Annotated in this window: 19 protein-coding genes and 2 pseudogenes; 16 read left to right on the top strand and 5 right to left on the bottom strand. The window is 57.4% G+C overall.

The window, feature by feature from the left end:
• Positions 1-25: 25 nt before the first annotated feature.
• From AWB69_RS50665 to AWB69_RS00080, 7 genes and pseudogenes are all read left to right on the top strand, one after another.
• A pseudogene (locus AWB69_RS50665) lies at positions 26-310 on the top strand (hypothetical protein); the annotation flags it as partial.
• Positions 311-511: 201 nt separating this feature from the next.
• Positions 512-2,131, top strand: coding sequence for an autotransporter outer membrane beta-barrel domain-containing protein (locus tag AWB69_RS00105; RefSeq protein WP_231936936.1), 1,620 nt, complete (start codon positions 512-514; stop codon positions 2,129-2,131).
• 12 nt (positions 2,132-2,143) lie between these two features.
• Complete coding sequence (locus tag AWB69_RS00100) at positions 2,144-2,662, top strand: hypothetical protein (protein ID WP_062080829.1); 519 nt, start codon at positions 2,144-2,146, stop codon at positions 2,660-2,662.
• Entirely contained in the window at positions 2,655-2,903 is a 249-nt protein-coding gene (locus tag AWB69_RS00095) for a hypothetical protein (protein WP_062080827.1), read from the top strand. The genes AWB69_RS00100 and AWB69_RS00095 overlap by 8 nt, the downstream gene beginning before the upstream one ends.
• Positions 2,903-5,044: a hypothetical protein gene (locus AWB69_RS00090; RefSeq protein WP_062080825.1), complete on the top strand. Its 2,142-nt coding sequence runs from the start codon at positions 2,903-2,905 to the stop codon at positions 5,042-5,044. The genes AWB69_RS00095 and AWB69_RS00090 overlap by 1 nt, the downstream gene beginning before the upstream one ends.
• A 184-nt stretch (positions 5,045-5,228) precedes the next feature.
• Positions 5,229-5,645: a DUF5681 domain-containing protein gene (locus tag AWB69_RS00085; protein WP_063977727.1), complete on the top strand. Its 417-nt coding sequence runs from the start codon at positions 5,229-5,231 to the stop codon at positions 5,643-5,645.
• Positions 5,629-5,883 carry a hypothetical protein gene (locus AWB69_RS00080; RefSeq protein ID WP_062080821.1) on the top strand — a complete coding sequence of 85 codons (255 nt, stop codon included), beginning with the start codon at positions 5,629-5,631 and terminating at the stop codon, positions 5,881-5,883. Before AWB69_RS00085 ends, AWB69_RS00080 begins: the two co-directional genes overlap by 17 nt.
• A gap of 545 nt (positions 5,884-6,428) precedes the next feature.
• On the opposite strand, the gene AWB69_RS00075 is transcribed toward AWB69_RS00080, so the two are convergent.
• Positions 6,429-6,947 (bottom strand): hypothetical protein, encoded by a 519-nt coding sequence (locus tag AWB69_RS00075; RefSeq protein ID WP_156528691.1) that lies wholly within the window; start codon positions 6,945-6,947, stop codon positions 6,429-6,431.
• 543 nt (positions 6,948-7,490) lie between these two features.
• Positions 7,491-7,664, bottom strand: a pseudogene (locus AWB69_RS45470) (transposase); the annotation flags it as partial.
• 638 nt (positions 7,665-8,302) lie between these two features.
• Between AWB69_RS45470 and AWB69_RS00065 the strand changes: the two are divergent.
• Positions 8,303-8,617, top strand: a complete 315-nt coding sequence (locus AWB69_RS00065) for a DUF4148 domain-containing protein (protein WP_062080815.1) — start codon at positions 8,303-8,305, stop codon at positions 8,615-8,617.
• Positions 8,618-9,941: 1,324 nt separating this feature from the next.
• On the opposite strand, the gene AWB69_RS00060 is transcribed toward AWB69_RS00065, so the two are convergent.
• Positions 9,942-10,523 (bottom strand): hypothetical protein, encoded by a 582-nt coding sequence (locus AWB69_RS00060; RefSeq protein WP_062080813.1) that lies wholly within the window; start codon positions 10,521-10,523, stop codon positions 9,942-9,944.
• A gap of 387 nt (positions 10,524-10,910) precedes the next feature.
• Here AWB69_RS00060 and AWB69_RS00055 point away from each other — a divergent pair, with 387 nt between their 5' ends.
• Positions 10,911-11,492, top strand: a complete 582-nt coding sequence (locus tag AWB69_RS00055; protein WP_062080811.1) for a Panacea domain-containing protein — start codon at positions 10,911-10,913, stop codon at positions 11,490-11,492.
• Positions 11,489-11,917, top strand: coding sequence for a hypothetical protein (locus tag AWB69_RS00050; protein WP_062080809.1), 429 nt, complete (start codon positions 11,489-11,491; stop codon positions 11,915-11,917). Before AWB69_RS00055 ends, AWB69_RS00050 begins: the two co-directional genes overlap by 4 nt.
• A gap of 349 nt (positions 11,918-12,266) precedes the next feature.
• On the opposite strand, the gene AWB69_RS00045 is transcribed toward AWB69_RS00050, so the two are convergent.
• Together AWB69_RS00045 and AWB69_RS00040 are read right to left on the bottom strand one after the other, a co-directional pair.
• Positions 12,267-12,761, bottom strand: coding sequence for a hypothetical protein (locus AWB69_RS00045; RefSeq protein ID WP_062080807.1), 495 nt, complete (start codon positions 12,759-12,761; stop codon positions 12,267-12,269).
• Positions 12,762-12,775: 14 nt separating this feature from the next.
• Positions 12,776-13,033 carry an Arc family DNA-binding protein gene (locus AWB69_RS00040; RefSeq protein ID WP_062080805.1) on the bottom strand — a complete coding sequence of 86 codons (258 nt, stop codon included), beginning with the start codon at positions 13,031-13,033 and terminating at the stop codon, positions 12,776-12,778.
• A gap of 94 nt (positions 13,034-13,127) precedes the next feature.
• Between AWB69_RS00040 and AWB69_RS00035 the strand changes: the two genes are divergently transcribed.
• From AWB69_RS00035 to AWB69_RS00010, 6 genes are read left to right on the top strand one after another with little or no spacing between them, the layout of a single operon-like run.
• The gene (locus AWB69_RS00035; protein ID WP_062080803.1) at positions 13,128-13,310 is read left to right on the top strand and encodes a hypothetical protein; all 183 of its coding nucleotides are present in this window, start codon (positions 13,128-13,130) and stop codon (positions 13,308-13,310) included.
• On the top strand, positions 13,303-13,500 hold the full coding sequence (locus AWB69_RS00030; protein ID WP_062080801.1) for a hypothetical protein: 198 nt from the start codon (positions 13,303-13,305) through the stop codon (positions 13,498-13,500). Before AWB69_RS00035 ends, AWB69_RS00030 begins: the two co-directional genes overlap by 8 nt.
• Positions 13,493-13,681 (top strand): hypothetical protein, encoded by a 189-nt coding sequence (locus tag AWB69_RS00025; RefSeq protein WP_062080799.1) that lies wholly within the window; start codon positions 13,493-13,495, stop codon positions 13,679-13,681. Before AWB69_RS00030 ends, AWB69_RS00025 begins: the two co-directional genes overlap by 8 nt.
• Positions 13,674-14,198 carry a hypothetical protein gene (locus AWB69_RS00020; protein ID WP_062080792.1) on the top strand — a complete coding sequence of 175 codons (525 nt, stop codon included), beginning with the start codon at positions 13,674-13,676 and terminating at the stop codon, positions 14,196-14,198. The genes AWB69_RS00025 and AWB69_RS00020 overlap by 8 nt, the downstream gene beginning before the upstream one ends.
• The gene (locus AWB69_RS00015) at positions 14,191-14,430 is read left to right on the top strand and encodes a hypothetical protein (protein ID WP_062080783.1); all 240 of its coding nucleotides are present in this window, start codon (positions 14,191-14,193) and stop codon (positions 14,428-14,430) included. Before AWB69_RS00020 ends, AWB69_RS00015 begins: the two co-directional genes overlap by 8 nt.
• Positions 14,427-14,894: a hypothetical protein gene (locus tag AWB69_RS00010; protein ID WP_062080780.1), complete on the top strand. Its 468-nt coding sequence runs from the start codon at positions 14,427-14,429 to the stop codon at positions 14,892-14,894. Before AWB69_RS00015 ends, AWB69_RS00010 begins: the two co-directional genes overlap by 4 nt.
• Positions 14,895-15,664 lie beyond the last annotated feature (770 nt).

Raw genomic sequence — 15,664 nt, 5'->3', positions numbered from 1 at the left:
ACCACTTCCTAGTTAGGAAAACAAAATGAAACGTCTGTTCGTCGGTGTCGTTGCCGCGCTATTGTCTGTCGCTGCCTTGGCGACAACTCTCAATCCGATCCAGTTGCTTAACCCGGTTGGCTCACTGCCAGGAGATTCGATCATATCGACTGGCGCGTCCACGGCTCCAGCTTGGTCGAGCGGCCTTGGCTTGCCGCAATACTCGGTCATGGCGTATGGCGCTAAGTGCGACGGTACGACAAATGATTCGACGGCAATCCAGAGCGCTATAACCGCAGCACAAACAGCAGGTGGCGGCGTCATCAATTTGCCGACTGGCAAGACGTGCGCTATCTCGTCGACACTTGCTGTGACCGCAAGCAACGTTGGCTTTTACTGCCCCGGTGGTGGGCTGAATGTATATGTCATAAATCCTAGCGTGCAGCCGACTACCGGTTGTTGGTTGAAGTGGACCGGTGCATCTGCTGGCACGATGATGAGCTTCATTGCGCCGAGCGGATCTACATCAAACATGCCTCTGCAGGGGGTTTTCCTGAAAGGCGTTGATTTTAACGGTAACGGGGGCCTGGCCGCGAACGGCGTCGTAATCAACTCGGTGTGGGGTTCGACGTTTAGCGATGACGGTTTTTGGGGATTCTCGAGCGGCTATATTTTCGACATCAGCACCGTCCACTATAACGGTAGTAATTTCGCCTCTGGCGGCGCGGCTGACGATCAAGGCGACTTATTCACCAATTTGTCGTTTGCCGATTATGCGTCTACAGCGAGCACGCCGATCCGCCTTGGCGGGTGGGCCGGCGGCGGCACAGCCAATGAAGTGAATGTCAGCTATAGCGTCTTCAAAGATCTCTCGATCGGGGTGAACGGTAACGCAACCGGCATAGTGCTGAACGGCGCTGACAACAACACCTTCATCATGACGAGCGTGAATTCCTTCGGCGGCTCTGCGCCTTCGGTGGACTTCAGCACTCTGGACGTAGCCGGAAACGCGATGGCGTCTAGCAGCAATACGTTCATCGGATTGGGCGGCAACCATGCAGCGATAGCGCGTGGTCAGACGACGACGCCCGCTTGCGTGTCAGGCTTTACCCTTCCTTACGGCGCTACATCTTGCACGTTCGGTAACGTGATCGAAAACGCTGACGCCAGCAACAGCATGCCTTTGCCGACTATCGAACCGGGCGCGCAACTTCGTTACCGCTATTCGAACGGCTGGTCGGGCGGCCAAGCGGGCGACCAGTCAGCGCTCGGCCAAACGCAATCGATGTCGCTCATGGCCCAAGGCCAAGTTGCCAACGAAACTCTGCGCATCGCCAACGGATCAAGCGACCAGTTGCGCCTGTCAGATTCAACGGGCGCGAACGTCTGGGGCATAAATCTGGACGGTTCCAACGATCTTCGCTTGGCGGATCTGGTTGGTGGCACGTCAGAGGTATCGATTCCGGGCGTAGTGGCATCGACCTCGACAACGACCGGTGCACTGGTAGTTGGCGGCGGTCTTGGTCTTGGCGGAGCGATCAACGCTGGCGGGGTAGTGTCCGGCCCGAGCGGCGCCTACTTGCCGGTTTCAACGGCTGCCTCAACGTATGCCACGATCGCGCAGGCGACTACGGCGCTGGCCGCAACCGGTGGGACGATCAATGGCGTCACCGTGGGAGCGACGACGCCATCCACGGGCGCATTCACAACGCTCGGCGCAAGTGGAAACGATGCGTTGACCTACTCGAATACGAGCGGCCAGAGCATCCCGAACAGCACGGTTACGGTCGTCACGGGATGGACTAAGACGTTTGATAGGCTCAACACGAACTTCGTGCCGAGCACCGGCGTGTTCACAGCCCCCGCAACCGGGTTCTACGCCGTGTCTGCATGCCTGCTTTACGCAGCGAACACAGGGGCTGCGAACACCAGCGTTGACGTGCTGATCGCCGCAAACAGCGTCACTATAGCCCACGGGATAAACCTACGGCAGACGACGACTAGTGCGGGTCAGCAAGTCTGCGCTGCAGCCGATGTATCAATGACTTCCGGTCAAACGCTCGTGATCCAGGCGTTACAAAGCACCGGTTCGGCGGTCGCATTGCAGACAGCGACGCCGTATAGCTATGTCTCGATCCACCGAGTGCCGTGATTTCCCAATCTTATGAAAGAGATCCCGCTTACTCAAGGCAAGATCGCTATCGTCGATGACGAGGATTACGTGTACTTGTCGCAGTTTAAATGGTACGCCGTGCGCGTAAAGAATCGCAGCGGTGAGCGAGAGTACTGGTACGCCGGGCGGGGTTATCGAGTGAAAGGGCAAGCCTCCCCCAAGCAAGTTTATATGCATAACGAGGTTCTTGTCCCGATGCCGGGCCTGATTACGGCGCACTCGAACTGCGATGGTCTCGACAATCGCAAGGAAAATTTATACGCGGGAACGAAGTCGCAGGTCTCCTATCGCAAGCGGCTGGCCCAGCGAGATCTGCCGCGAGCTACGCGGTTTTCGGAAAATAAAAGAAAGGTTGAGGCTGACATCGGTTTCGCGGGCAAGAAAATCTATTTAGGGCGCTTCGATACGGCGGAAGCTGCCGAGAAAGCGTATTACGCAGCCCTCGCCGAACACTGCGGCGAGGAGTTTTCTGACGCGACACGTAGTTCACGGAGAAGGGCAGATGTCTAAGCTCAAGGCAGTACCAGGGATTATTCTCATGGCGAAGTGTTCCTCTGTCATGGCAGCGGTTAATGGATTCAAGAATCTGTTCAAGTCGCAGAGCACGACGAATCCGGGCCCGACGCTGACGTCTGATACCCACTCGGACAATCCGACTAAGAACGCGCAGGGATGGATACTGCACAGGGACAAGGACGGGAACCTTGCCTACGTCTCTCCAGACCGTCGGCAGTTCGAAGAGGTGCATTGATGGAGTTCGATCTTGCGAGCGCGGTACCGATCGATCCGAACCAGGGTGCGGCGCCAGTTTCTGGAGCGACTCCCGTTGCTGTTCCTGTCGCTGCGCCGGCGGGCTCGGCACCGACAGCAGTTCCCCCGAGCGCGGCCGCACCGCAACCGGCGCAGGGCGGCTTTGATCTTGCTTCGGCGGTGCCAGTCACCCCCCAAGGTCAGCAGCCCGCTGGCGCACCTGCGGCGGCCGCGCCCGGGTTCCTTGATCGGCTGCGCTTGCCGAATGAAGACCCGAACTCCATCGAGAATACGATTCGCCGCGGCTTCGGTGCGCCCGCCGTCGGCAAGAATCCCGAATTCGAGAAGGTCGCGAACGCGGATACACCGTTTCCTGACGTGTTGCCGGTCGCTCCCAGTACGCTTAAGGATCTAGCCAGCGCGGCGGTCGCTCCGGTCAAGTACCTGCTGCGCGGCGGCGACAGCAATGCGCCAGCGATCGCAAAGGCGATCGACACGTTCGGCAAGGCTGGCACTTCGCCGAGCGTCGGGCAGGCAACTGGCGGCCGCGTCGCACAGGCCACGGAAAGCCTGCTCGGAAAATATCCTGGCGGCGCCGGAGTGATGGCGAAAAAAGCCGACTCGCAAGCGTCTGAAATAGGCCAGCAGGCCGAGAAGATTGCGGACAGTCTGTCTCCGAACGCTACGCCGTCGGTGGCTGGTCGTGCGATCGAGAAGGGATTGACGGGTCCGGGCGGCTTCGTCGACAGATTCAAGCAAGGCCAGAAAGCGCTATATGCCAAGCTCGACCAGTACATCAAGCCACAGGCCCCGGTCGCCGTAAGCAACACCTCCAAGGCTCTGGCTTCGATGAACGAAGATATCGACGGCGCCGAAGCGCTCTCGAAATTTTTCAAGAACGGGAAGATTCAGGACATCGAGTCGGCTCTAAAGTCAGACACGGCTGGCACTCAGGCGGGTGTCCTGATCGTGCCGCCGAATGCCACGACAGCCGAGCAGCGCGCCGCGGCGTCTCACGGCTTGCTGCGTCGTCAGGCTCCCGAAGTGCGGGAAGGACAGGCGCCACTGGCTGGGAAGATCTCCGCGACACGCAATCCATACACCGGTGCGACGCGCGAACCGGTGTCCACCGCTGGAACTCCGCCGACGGTCTCCATACAGCCCGGAACAAGCGCTATTCCGTCATATGCGGGTGGCCAGCGCGTCCCGATCCCCGGAGGCTCGCCAACGAACCAACTTCCATATGAGGCGCTAAAGAAGCTTCGCACGCTGGTCGGCAACGAGATATCCGATTCGAACATGTCGAGCAGTGTGCCGCGCAGCAAGTGGAAGGCGCTCTACGGTGCGTTGTCGAGCGATCTCGACGCCGCGGCCAAGGCGACAGGCAATCCTGACGCCGTAAAGGCGATGGACCGGGCGAACCAGTTCACGCGCGCGGGGCATGCTCGGATCGACGACGTGCTGGACAAGGTCGCCAAGCAGGACATCCCCGAGAAAATCTTCAAATCGGCGGTGAACCCGGCTGACATGGAAGCTGGTGCAACGAAGATCGGCAGCATCATGAAGAGTCTTCAGCCCGACGAACGTGACGTGGTGAAATCCGCCTTCATTCGCCGCATGGGTACGGCGTCCGCCGGCCAACAGGGTGCAGAAGGAGGCAAGTTTTCCTCACAGACCTTCCTGACGAACTGGGGAAAGATGTCGCCTCAGGCGAAGAGCGTCATGTTTGCCAGTGCAGACGGGAATCTGCGCAAGTCGCTTGATTCGATCGCGCAAACGGCCGACCGGATCAAGCAAGGCAGCAAGGTACTCGCAAATCCCTCTGGTTCCGGTCCTGTCATCGCAGCCACGGGGTTGGTGACGTCGGTAGGAACGGCGCTCGGCACCGGCAATTTCAAGCTTGCAGCAGGCCTACTGAGTTCGGCGGCCGGCGCGAATCTGACCGCACGCATGATGACCAACCCGCGCTTTGTGAGTTGGCTCGCGCGCGCGACAAAAATCCAGAACCCGGAATTGGCTAGACAGGCGGTGCTGTCGCTCGGAAAGACGATGCAGGGAGAACCAGATGATGTGCAGGAGGATGCGCAGAGGTATGCAGATGCTGCTGCTAATTCGTTCCAACCTACATCAGCAGCGAGATGACAGCGTATCCCAGGCCGCCTATCCACAGGCCGACAGACAGCACAAAGCCGACGCCGTATTTGATGTCGTCCCAAGCGGAAAACGTGTCGTTAGGTGGTTTTGGTGCGCTCATGGAAAGCAGTATAAACGGGCTTTCGGAGTGTAGGCGAATCGCTGTTATCTGATATTTACAAGCGACAAAACAATGACTTTCAAGAAGGGACAATCTGGCAATCCCAAGGGGAGACCGAGAACAGGAAGCGATAAGCGCACTGATCGTCGGGCAGACACGCGGGCGTTGTTTCTTGAGAAGGCGCCGGATCTGGTGAAGAAAGTGCTCGAACTTGCCTTGGCCGGCGACACCACGATGCTGCGCCTGTGCGTGGACAGGATTGTCCCGAGCCTGCGGCCTACTGACGGCCCGATCTCCATTAGCCTGCCTGCCGGATCACTTGTGGATCAGGGACAGGCCGTGCTCGACGCGCTGGCGGTGGGCAAACTTACGACGGACCAAGCCAATTCCGTGATGGGCGTCATACAGGGCCAGGCAAAGATTTTCGAGACGGACGAATTGGCGCGGCGCGTTGCCGCATTGGAGGCGGGAAATGGCGGTAGCACTTAAAGAGCGGGTTCGCTTGTTGGAGGGGCGGCTCGTCCAGCCCGATACGGGCGGAATAAATTTCCCCCGGACAGATCTGATTCGAAACATGATCAGGACGGGTCGTAGTTACGCCGAACTTAATGCTGAGGAACGCGAACTACATGATGACTACGTGCCTCTCAAGAAATCGCTCTTTGATTTCTCAGCCGCCGACCTTTTGGCGAAGATTCGCTGGCCTGAAGCAGGGGCAAGTGATTAGCATCGAGCGTCTGGCGCCGGAATGTGCGGTAGATATCGACGATGGCACCCTAGTTCGGTGCTGATTTCCCGTTTGGAGCGATGTCAACCAAGTTTGGCCTTACATACTCTGGATCGCTAGCGTCCAGGCACTGGAACGTCAGGGTTGACTCGACCGGGGTCCAGCCGCGCGCTCCCGACGTTCTTGCCGGGCCGGTCATCAATTCCTTACCCTTGCTGCTGCAGAATTCTCGCGCTTTATTCACCGCGAGAGCAGTAGTTTCGCCATGAGACTGGAAGCCACCGCGGGTTGTCGCATCGACCATGTATGTATCTTTGCCCAACTGAGTCACTTCACTGACTGACGCGCAGGCCGAAAGTATTGTCAAAATTGCGGCCACAACGAACAGTGAAAGACAGCGCATATATTTTCCCTTTTGATTGTGCTGGCGGTCTTCGGGTTATCGGCTGTTCTACGGAAAGCTTAAACAGGTTGGCGAACCTTCAGGCGTGCCCGGCACATACGGAACAGAGTGGCGGTGCGTGAACGGGCGCTCGAAACTTGGATCAAGGCCGCAGATTTAGGTATTTCGTTGCGTTGTCTACCCGCCGTTGCAATCCGAACGGCCACAGAATTCTTGCCAAGGCATCGAGGAAACGCCAAATGATCAACCCCCATGCTGACTGCCCGGGGGTGACCCAATGCAGTGCGGTAGTGCAAGCAAGCGCCGCAAGCGCTAGCGCCACTAACCGAATCATAAAAAGGGTGAATAGGCGCGTCGCTCGATCTCTCCAAAAGGGCTTCCCTTTAAACTTGAATTTTCGTTTGACCAGCAACTTAAACGCGCCGTACATCGCAAATGCATCTAGCAGGAGGCCGGCAACAACAACCGAACCGACCGTAAGTGTCTGGCTACCGTCATGCACGCGATACAGAAGACGCGCGAGCATTACCCAAGTAAAAAGTCCGGTGACAAGGGGAACGTACGGCTTGAACCCAATCCATCGTGGATGTGTTTTAAAGGCTTTGGAATATCGGGAAAAGGCAGATTTTATTTCTTTTGCTTGATGCACCAACGTATTCATGAATTCCCCTTCGCAGCTTATAGTTTTGTTGAACCCAGCGGAGCCTAGCAAATATTGTTGCGGTACGAAAGCTAACGAGCAGTGCGAGTCTCAAGTGGGTGTCACAGGGTTAGCCATGCCAATGACGCAACTGATTGGTGCGAACGTTATAGGCATGACGCAGGCAGTTCAGGACGCTCGCCCAGTTCCGTCGTGCAGCGAGCCGGCGTGATCGGCGAACGAGTGCCCGGTCATGGTCGGTCACATTCGAGGCGTTGCAGGCGCAAGCATATGGGTGTGGCGCTGGCAACGGTATTGCGGACGACAAAAAGTCGAACTGTTTCGACTGAGTGCTTGGCCACGCTACCCAACCTTGAACCAGTTCTTTATTCGATCGCGCTCTGCTCGCCAAAAATCCGTGCCGGGCTCCTTGCTCATTGCGTGGCTACAAACGTAGGCGGCAATATCCGCGAACTGCAGTAGCGGCGAGGAATTGGCAGGCACGATGTGGGCATTCAGTTGTGCGACGACGCCCGGGGCGGCACCCTCGATGTCTAAGAAGCGCTAACACAATGAAGGTTGAAGTTGCCGCCAACAAATGATGCAGGTGGCGATCTTCATGAACGCTTCGTGAATGAGGGCGAGGCGTTCGAAGCGGACGCGCAGGCGCCTGAAGTTATGCAGCCAAGCGATTGTGCGTTCAACGACCCATCGGGTTTTGCCAAGGCCACTGCCGTGCGGCTCGGCAAGCCGGACCAGGCTGTCGCACGCGGCTCCCCCAATGCGAAACGACCGGAATCGCTGCATATTGGGAGCTAGCGACCCGAGCAGCCGTGACGGCTTGCTCGCGTGTCAACGGCACATAAGCGAGGGCGTCGGTCGGTCCACCGCCGGTTTCGTAGGCCTACCGGCAAAACCGTTCCCAATGGTGGTGGTGCCAAACTCGATGGCAATGATGCCAATGGTGATGGTGATCGTCGTAATAGGCGAAGGCGGGGGCCGCTGTGGACAACGTCGCCACAGCGACGGCGAGGATCATGGCGATTTTTTTCATCGGCTAGCTCTCGATAGGGGTAAGTGTGCGCGCAGTTCGCGTGCCACGCGTTACCGTTTTAGCGCTCCAATGTGTCGATCGAGACAAACTGGTATCGCGAAATTACATGCCGACGGAGCGGCCAGGCCACCGGCGGACGGTGGCTGACCGCTGCGCAGATTTGATAGGTGAGCAATTTCAGTATTTTATAGGGTTTACACCTAATTCGACAATAATCACTTGCGCACTCTGCTCTTAATCTTAAGCGTGCACTTACCTACACTGGAAGCACTGAAACGCGAACAGGGTTGTTCGCGACAAAACAAAGATTCGGAGGTAGGTCATGAAACTCGTTCAATCGCTTATCGTTGCCGCTGTGCTCGCCGTTCCGGCCGTCTCGTCTTTCGCTCAATCAAACGCGCCTGTTACCCGCGCCGAAGTGAAAGCGCAACTGGTTCAGCTTGAAAAGGCCGGCTATCAACCTGGCCGTGATGACCCGACTTACCCGGCCGATATTCAAGCGGCAGAAGCACGCGTGGCTGCCCAAAATGGCGCTGCGACAAGTTACGGCGGTGTAAATGACGGCACGTCGGCGTCCGGCGCTCCGCTCCACTCAGCGTTCGGCGACGATCTGAGTTCGATGTACGGTAAGCATTAAACTACCAAGTGATACCCATCAGCGCGCAGCGAGCCTGTGCGCTTTTGACTTTCAAAATCGGATAGCACCTCCTCCCACGGGATTGCTCCCGGTGGACTTGCCCAGCGTCGCTGTCTGGGCTTTTTTGCGCGTGTCGGGCACGTGGATTTGCAGAGCGACAGCCTTTTTATCTGCGACTCTCGTAATGGTCGTGCGTACGCGCGTTCTTGTAATGACCTCCCTTATGAGACGAGCCATGGCCGCCTGCGTAGTGACCGCCGCTTGCTTCAGCAATAACAGGAGTGGTGACAGACGCGCAAAGCAGTAGTGCGATCAACAACTTCATTATGGATTCCCTCGATGTATTGTTTTTATCCCCGAGTGGAGACCTACGCGTTAACGGCACTCGATGCGGTTTGCTCGATCGGGAGAAACCAGCGCGAGGTCGAGCGAGGTATGTGCTCCGCTGTTACTACGGGCGTCGTCAATAGGGATCGCCAAAAAAGCAATGACTTAGCGACGGAGCGTTGAAACGCCGGCCCAGACGTCCGTTGAGCGGACATTCGAATACCCGATACGCCGGCAGTAGCCACGAAGCAGCGGCAGAGTAGGTCGGCGGCGCGCTCGCGCTTTTTATTGACGGCCTGATTCGAAAGGAGGCGGGACGCATTTCCCTTTAGGTCAGTCGCCTGAGGCACAAACAGGCTAGCGCCACCCCGACAAGCAGCGGAAGGTCAGTTGTCGTCTGACCGGACTGGCGGGCGTTCACGCGGTGCGGCTCGTCTTTATCTGCGTCCGGACCAGGAGGTGCGGTCGGTGGCGCCGAAGCAGGGACCGGCTTTGCTGGTGTCGCGGATGGCGCGGCAGGGTTTGCGGTAGGGTTTGCGGTAGGGTCTGATGACACTACGGTCTCCCAACGGCTAGGGGATTCGACCTTCAGATTAGCACTGAAGCTACCGCTTGACTCGGTAGACGACGTACTTCGTGCATCCGGTTGAGAGAAGTGGCAGGACAGTGTTAAACGCACGATTGAGCGGCTTGCAGCAAGTGGCGCAATCAACCTCCAGCATCGAGCACGAAGCCACGGCACACGGGTTCGTTGTCGGGCAGCGAGAGGACACGCTCGCGGGCAAGAAATAGCGAGTCGCCGTGGACTCCATCGAGCAACCTACGCTGGAGCCGGCCGTTCAAGCGTTTGCCCGAATCGTCGATGTTTGCCTGACATGCGGGTAGACGATGCAACGACCGGTGAATTTGGGAAGACCACCGCACGAAAGCTCCGAGCGAGCTCGCGCCCGTGATATTTCGGTAGGCTTTGCCCTACCGTCTGCCGACCTATCGGCGATTACAGAGTCGTCGATTGCTCTTGCTCGTTCAATGGTGGCAACTCGACGGCGTTCATGATCACGTTGCCGGTCGACAAAATCAGTTGCCAATTATCTTGCACCGCTTTGAGGTTAGCGTCACTGCGTCGTCCGACCTCAAGCAGCCCCTTATGTCCAGCAGCGGCAAAATAGGCGCGATTGAAGGCTTCCCGTACTTCCGGTTCGAGATACAACGAGTTTCGTTCCCACCAGGTCTGACACTCCGCCACCATCTCCCCAACGTTATCGCTGTGTACAGCAGCCATAAGTCGACGCCAAAGTGTGAATGCCTCTTGGTGCGCCTGCAGCCGCTTATCGAGAGCCGCGATTCGCAACTGCTGCCTTGACTTCAAATGCTCGATGAGGACGCTATTCTGGTGAGCCAGCTCTGCCAATTGACGGGCGCTCTCACTCTTTATGTCTTCCACCGCTCGCGTCAAGCCGCGGATGTCTTCCGAGGTCGCGCGGTTTTTGCCTTTCTCTCGAAAGTAAGAGCCGAAGTAGGCACCGCCGCCGGCGACCACGAACGTCAGGATGATTGAGAGAAGCTGGGCAGCGGTCATCGACAGGCCTCGCAGTCACGGAGATTGTGAAGTGTAGCGCGCTGCGAATCTAGCCCAGTTGGCGGCCGCATGGCGGGCTCGCAGAGAGGGGACGGCGTCCCGCTCTTGTTCCGCGGCCGTCTGAGGGGGAGAGACAGGCTCCGCTACACCTCAGCATTTGGGGTTCGTACGTAAATTGTGAGTTCGTGGGAGACTAGATTACGTGCCATCGGTGCGGTGCAGCAAACTGGCACGAAATATGCTAAACCGTTGTTTACTTGAGATTTTGTTGGATTGCGATCACGTGGGGTCAACTAAGCGAGATCGGAGCCGTTATCCCTATGGACAGCCTCTTATGTCGCGTTTAGTCTGTTGAGAGTTGAGAAAAACCACCGCGGAGGCGTCGCAATGTTTTCCCACTTGTTCGACGAACGGAAAGCCCTAGATGCGGCAATGTATCTGCTCGTTCGTAACCAAGGTGCAATGAGCGCGGTGAAGCTGAATCGTCTGCTTTATTTGGCCGAGCGGGAGTCGTTCAAGCAGCATGGCGAGCCGTTGACGGGCGATCAGTTGCTTGTTCTGGAAACAAGCCCAGTTCTGTACGGCACCTATCAGCGGTTGGGCGGCGATGTGCTCGGTTGGGAGAATCGCATCAACAGCCTGGCAAATCGCGAGGTTGAGGTGAGAACGCCGATATTCACCGAGTCTCCGGAAGTGTACTTTGACCGGTCAACGCGACTGAGCAATGCTGACATTGAGGTGTTAGATTTCGTTTGGGCGACGTTTGGCAAAATGACGGAGTCCGCACTCGCCGATCATATCCACATGAAATGTCCCGAGTGGACCGATAGCAATGCCATGCCATCGTCGGTTACGCACGAAAAGCTGTTTCGTGCGCTCGACTTTCCGGACGACGTTACGGCGGCTTTGCTGGATCGGCTTGAAGAGATCGAGGCTATCAACGCCAACTTCCCTGTCGCCTCTGCGTGACGACGACCAATGGGGCTGCGTGGACCGCCCATGCCGGTGCCGCTTTTCTGGCACCGTCCGGCCCAAGCAAATTTAACCACCTCTATGTGGTTCTCAACGACCCCATCCAATTTCCCAACCGCGGAAGTCAGCCCTGCGTCTGCATCGTAAATTTCTCGTCCGTGCCCACGAACCCGAATGTGCCATACGACAAAACATGCATATTCCCGGCTTCTGCGGCAGTGCATACGTTTCTGCAAGCAGACAGCTATGTTTACTACGGAAGGGCGCGTGAGGAGTTTGCGAAGGACATAGAAACCATGGTAGCCAAGGGCATCTACTCCCCGAAGCCACCGAACTTTGGATCCGTCATCGTGCAGCAGATATTGGTGGGATTGAGAAAGTCGAATTCCACTCCCAAAAACATAGTGGCGTTGCCAATCTAAGCGGTTAATCGGCGCCACCAAAAGACGATCGTCTTTTCCCACGGTTGGTGCTGTAGCGGAACCTGCTTCTGCTTTAGTGCACCGCTCGGCGCGGCCAGGGAGTCACAACGTTAGACTCCCCATCATTTAGCCGCCATCCAAGCCAAAAAATCCCGCCCTCTAACGGGCGGGTCGGGCATCGACGCTGAGAGGGCCATCGTAACGTTGGTCGTGATCCAATGCGATAGCCGCTGCCGTAACAGCGACCAACGCATTGTGAAACAATCCCTCGCCGCTCTCGCTGCGTTTGCCCACGCGGCTCGCCCCGTGACGGTTAGGCGCTATCGGCCATGAGCCTGCCAGCTAAGCACTACTTCGGCGCATGAACGAAGTGCTCAATGGCTTGAAGTGCGATTGGCCAGTTCGCGAGGCCCGCGTCGACGAGCTTCAGCGTGAGATGCTTGATTGCCTCTCCTGGCAGTGATTTCAATTGATCGAGCAGCTTGCTTTTCTCGGATGCCGGAAGATCCGATTCTGTGATCCGTTGGCCGATCAGTTCCTTCAGGGTGTCCTCGTGGAGCTTGATGGTCACCACTCCCAGAATTGATGACAAACCGCCGTCATCGGCGAGAAAGTCCATCCCTTTTCCCGTAATTCGGGGAAGGGCTGCGCGCGGACTCTTATCCCCGTATTCGAGGGCGCTATCAACGAGGCTGTGCTCGTCTAGATAAACCATATTGGCGCAGTAACGCTTGACCTCGTCGGGAGATAACCGCTGCAACATAGCGCGGTGATCCAGTCGGTCAGGATAGACGGCGGCAAGCGTATTCAACAGTTCACGTTGATAGGTACGGTCAAGCTGCATACGACACCTCGCTGTTAGCGCTTCGCGCGCTTCTTTTCCCGCTCGTCCAGAGCCTTGACGACCCTGTCGGCTACGTTGTCCGCGAAGAGATCCATCGTTTTGGTGTCGATCGGCGCTGCCGCAGTGCCGTCACCCCCGAGCGCAAAAGTTTCCTCTAATCGCGCCACTACCTCGGCGGTAAGCGAGCGCTTGTGCTTCTCTGACGCCCGGTCAAGCCGATCTTTCAGATCAGAGGGGATTCGTAAATTGATTTGTGGGTCGTCTCTAGCCATGGCTAATATTAATGCAGCACGGTGCTTGCGCGCAATAAAGCACGGTGCTATATTTATCCTATGAGTAAGACCAACCCTTCGAAAGGAGCAAATCATGAGAACTGCCGCCGCTGTGCAGGTCGCCAGCGCTGTACCCGGCAACCTTATCGATCAAATCACCCGTGACGCCCTGCGACGTGCCTCAATGGCGCCGACGTACATGGAAGCGCTCGACATCACCGGAGCTGCGCTGATTGCGGTCGCTTACCTTGCGAAGGCGGAGGTGAATCATGGATGAAGCCTTTCCTACGGCCGCAGACTTCAAGGAGACGCTAGGCCAATTCAGCGCGCTCACCACGTTCATGTTCGTCGACGGCAAGGGTGTGTTGGCGCTCTTATCCGATAACTGCAAAGCCGAATTGCGCCGTATGTGCGACGCGTTGTGCGACGAACTGCAACAGTATGCGAAGGAGATTAATCATGGTTAAGGACGAAACGATGCAAGCGCTTCACCAGTTGAACGCGCTTCTGTTGAATTTCAGCGCGGACCCCGCGACTCTTAACGAACTGCACGATCATCACCAATCCGCAATGCTCTGCCTGATGAGTGACCTGTGCGGGAGAGTCGAGGCCGAACTTATTGCCCTGCGGGGGGTGAGCCATGGGTAAGTCCATCAAGGCAGAAATGGTGCCGCTGGTCAAGCAGCCGGTCGACGTCATACTTGCCGCCGCGCGTGCCGCCGGCCGTGACGCATTCATCACAAGGGCGGTGATCGAGAACCACTGCGATGCTGTTTCTATGGATTGGATCAACAGCGTCATGCCGAGCAGTCTCGGTGTAATGGACGACGATGCCTTCGGCGAGTTGCTGGGAAAGGCGCAAGCCGCTTTCGATGAGGGAGTGGAGCAGTACCTTAGCAATGCCGAGGAAACCGCCGCGGGTTTGGGTGCCGAACATAAGGCGGCTTGCGAACGCGCAGCTGACACCTTGTATCTGGCAAGCAACGCGTTTCTAGATATCGAGCAGTTGCTTCGCATCCTTAGAGGGGAGACCGAAGGATGCGGCACCATCGATCAAAGGCGCGTCACCTCACTCGTTCAAATCGGCATCGATCTGGCGCACATGCGGGGTGAGCTTGCGGGAAAAGATGGTGACGCCTTCTTTGCCGAGGCGAACCGTGTCTAACGTTCACTTCATTGGCACTCCGCGCAAGACCGGTCGGCGCCGTGAGCGGCCGCTGCCTGACGCCCCGCTGGCGGATGTCCGAAGCCTGATCGAGCGTCTGGGAAAGATGCGCGAGCAGCGCGTGGAAACTCCCGAGGAAAAGGTCGTGAAGCTAGATAAGGCGCTCGACAACATTGCGTACCACATCTTGCAAATAAGCCGAATCATCCGTGAGCAGGGAGACACTCGATGACACCCGAGCGCTACCTAATCCGCGATCGGGCCTATGGCGTCTGGCATCGAGAGAAATCGATCAGTCGGTTTCTCGATCATCGCCAGGCGCGAACCTTGACAATGGCCGACCTCGACAGCGTTCTGTTCGTCGAATACGGCCACTCAGGGAAGCTGCCGCTCGCGCTGGTTGAGGTGGCGATGGACATCGGGCAGGAGAAGCCCGTTGGCGTGATCCGTGAGCTGGCGAGGATGGCGAACATCCCCGCCTTCGTCGCGCTGTACACGCCAGCGGCTACCGCCAATCCGACTGCTCGGGCCTGGAACGATATCGACGCATTCCGGGTGAAGCGCGTCTGGCCGAAACCGGAGCCCGAGTGGCGCACGCTGTCACCGAAGGAGTGGGCCGAGGCGCTGGTGCATATCCGCGACTGGCAACTGCGGCGATTTGTGAACCAAGCAGCAGCGAACGACGAGGTTTATTGATGGTTCACGATGGATGTTCTCGCTGTACGTCCGCGGCTTGTCCTGTCGAACTTTCTGCACACCAGGCGGGAATCCTCGGGTTGCAATGTCATTGCAACCGTTCATCCAGTTGCTCTCGCCGACCCGAAGAGTCTGCTAAGTAGCATGAGCACGCGTTCACGGTAATACCGCCAGCCCGTATACCCGGCAATAGCGTAGCCGCCGACTCCGTCAGAGCGTCGGAAGTACTCGCCTTCTGTCATGCCTGAAGCTTCCCTTCCTTCTTCCCCGCACTTCCAATTGTCGGCATCGACGACTGCGCACTTCTTATAAATTCCACCGTTCACGAACCAATCCCCAGCGTTCTGATCCACGTACCACGCTACGTCGCCGGTATGGTCATTAACGATGAAGCGAAGAGCGCTACTTCGTACGGTCCTCACGGAGCAAGTCATCGAGCTATCCCATGTACCGGGGCAGTTGTATTCGACTACCCGCATTGTTGTAGTGGGCATAAGTGCATAGATCAGGACTGCAATCGCGAACGAGACAGTTACCGAAAGGCTAGCGTCGTTTTGTTGGTGCGGCATAGCAGCTTGATCTCCGAGTTATTCTTCTGGTTAGCGCTAGAAACTGCCGTACCGAGTCAAACCGATCAACCCTCATGGCACGACCGGCCGGCGAAGATCAGCACCTTGCCACCCATGCCACCGAACTAGTCCATTGAACCGGATGAATCGCACCGGATGCGGCGCTTGGGGTTGGCGTACTTCCATTTCAACGGTTCGGCT

This window comes from Caballeronia udeis, from assembly GCF_001544555.2.
In the GTDB taxonomy this organism is placed as follows: Bacteria; Pseudomonadota; Gammaproteobacteria; order Burkholderiales; family Burkholderiaceae; genus Caballeronia; species Caballeronia udeis.
This window is presented reverse-complemented; position numbering and strand designations above follow the sequence as displayed.

Bases quoted from the DNA above. Each gene is read 5' to 3' on its own strand.
- AWB69_RS00105 (WP_231936936.1), top strand. From the start codon at position 512: ATGCCTCTGCAGGGGGTTTTCCTGAAAGGCGTTGATTTTAACGGTAAC.
- AWB69_RS00100 (WP_062080829.1), top strand. From the start codon at position 2,144: ATGAAAGAGATCCCGCTTACTCAAGGCAAGATCGCTATCGTCGATGAC.
- AWB69_RS00095 (WP_062080827.1), top strand. From the start codon at position 2,655: ATGTCTAAGCTCAAGGCAGTACCAGGGATTATTCTCATGGCGAAGTGT.
- AWB69_RS00090 (WP_062080825.1), top strand. From the start codon at position 2,903: ATGGAGTTCGATCTTGCGAGCGCGGTACCGATCGATCCGAACCAGGGT.
- AWB69_RS00085 (WP_063977727.1), top strand. From the start codon at position 5,229: ATGACTTTCAAGAAGGGACAATCTGGCAATCCCAAGGGGAGACCGAGA.
- AWB69_RS00080 (WP_062080821.1), top strand. From the start codon at position 5,629: ATGGCGGTAGCACTTAAAGAGCGGGTTCGCTTGTTGGAGGGGCGGCTC.
- AWB69_RS00075 (WP_156528691.1), bottom strand. From the start codon at position 6,947: ATGAATACGTTGGTGCATCAAGCAAAAGAAATAAAATCTGCCTTTTCC.
- AWB69_RS00065 (WP_062080815.1), top strand. From the start codon at position 8,303: ATGAAACTCGTTCAATCGCTTATCGTTGCCGCTGTGCTCGCCGTTCCG.
- AWB69_RS00060 (WP_062080813.1), bottom strand. From the start codon at position 10,523: ATGACCGCTGCCCAGCTTCTCTCAATCATCCTGACGTTCGTGGTCGCC.
- AWB69_RS00055 (WP_062080811.1), top strand. From the start codon at position 10,911: ATGTTTTCCCACTTGTTCGACGAACGGAAAGCCCTAGATGCGGCAATG.
- AWB69_RS00045 (WP_062080807.1), bottom strand. From the start codon at position 12,761: ATGCAGCTTGACCGTACCTATCAACGTGAACTGTTGAATACGCTTGCC.
- AWB69_RS00040 (WP_062080805.1), bottom strand. From the start codon at position 13,033: ATGGCTAGAGACGACCCACAAATCAATTTACGAATCCCCTCTGATCTG.
- AWB69_RS00035 (WP_062080803.1), top strand. From the start codon at position 13,128: ATGAGAACTGCCGCCGCTGTGCAGGTCGCCAGCGCTGTACCCGGCAAC.
- AWB69_RS00030 (WP_062080801.1), top strand. From the start codon at position 13,303: ATGGATGAAGCCTTTCCTACGGCCGCAGACTTCAAGGAGACGCTAGGC.
- AWB69_RS00025 (WP_062080799.1), top strand. From the start codon at position 13,493: ATGGTTAAGGACGAAACGATGCAAGCGCTTCACCAGTTGAACGCGCTT.
- AWB69_RS00020 (WP_062080792.1), top strand. From the start codon at position 13,674: ATGGGTAAGTCCATCAAGGCAGAAATGGTGCCGCTGGTCAAGCAGCCG.
- AWB69_RS00010 (WP_062080780.1), top strand. From the start codon at position 14,427: ATGACACCCGAGCGCTACCTAATCCGCGATCGGGCCTATGGCGTCTGG.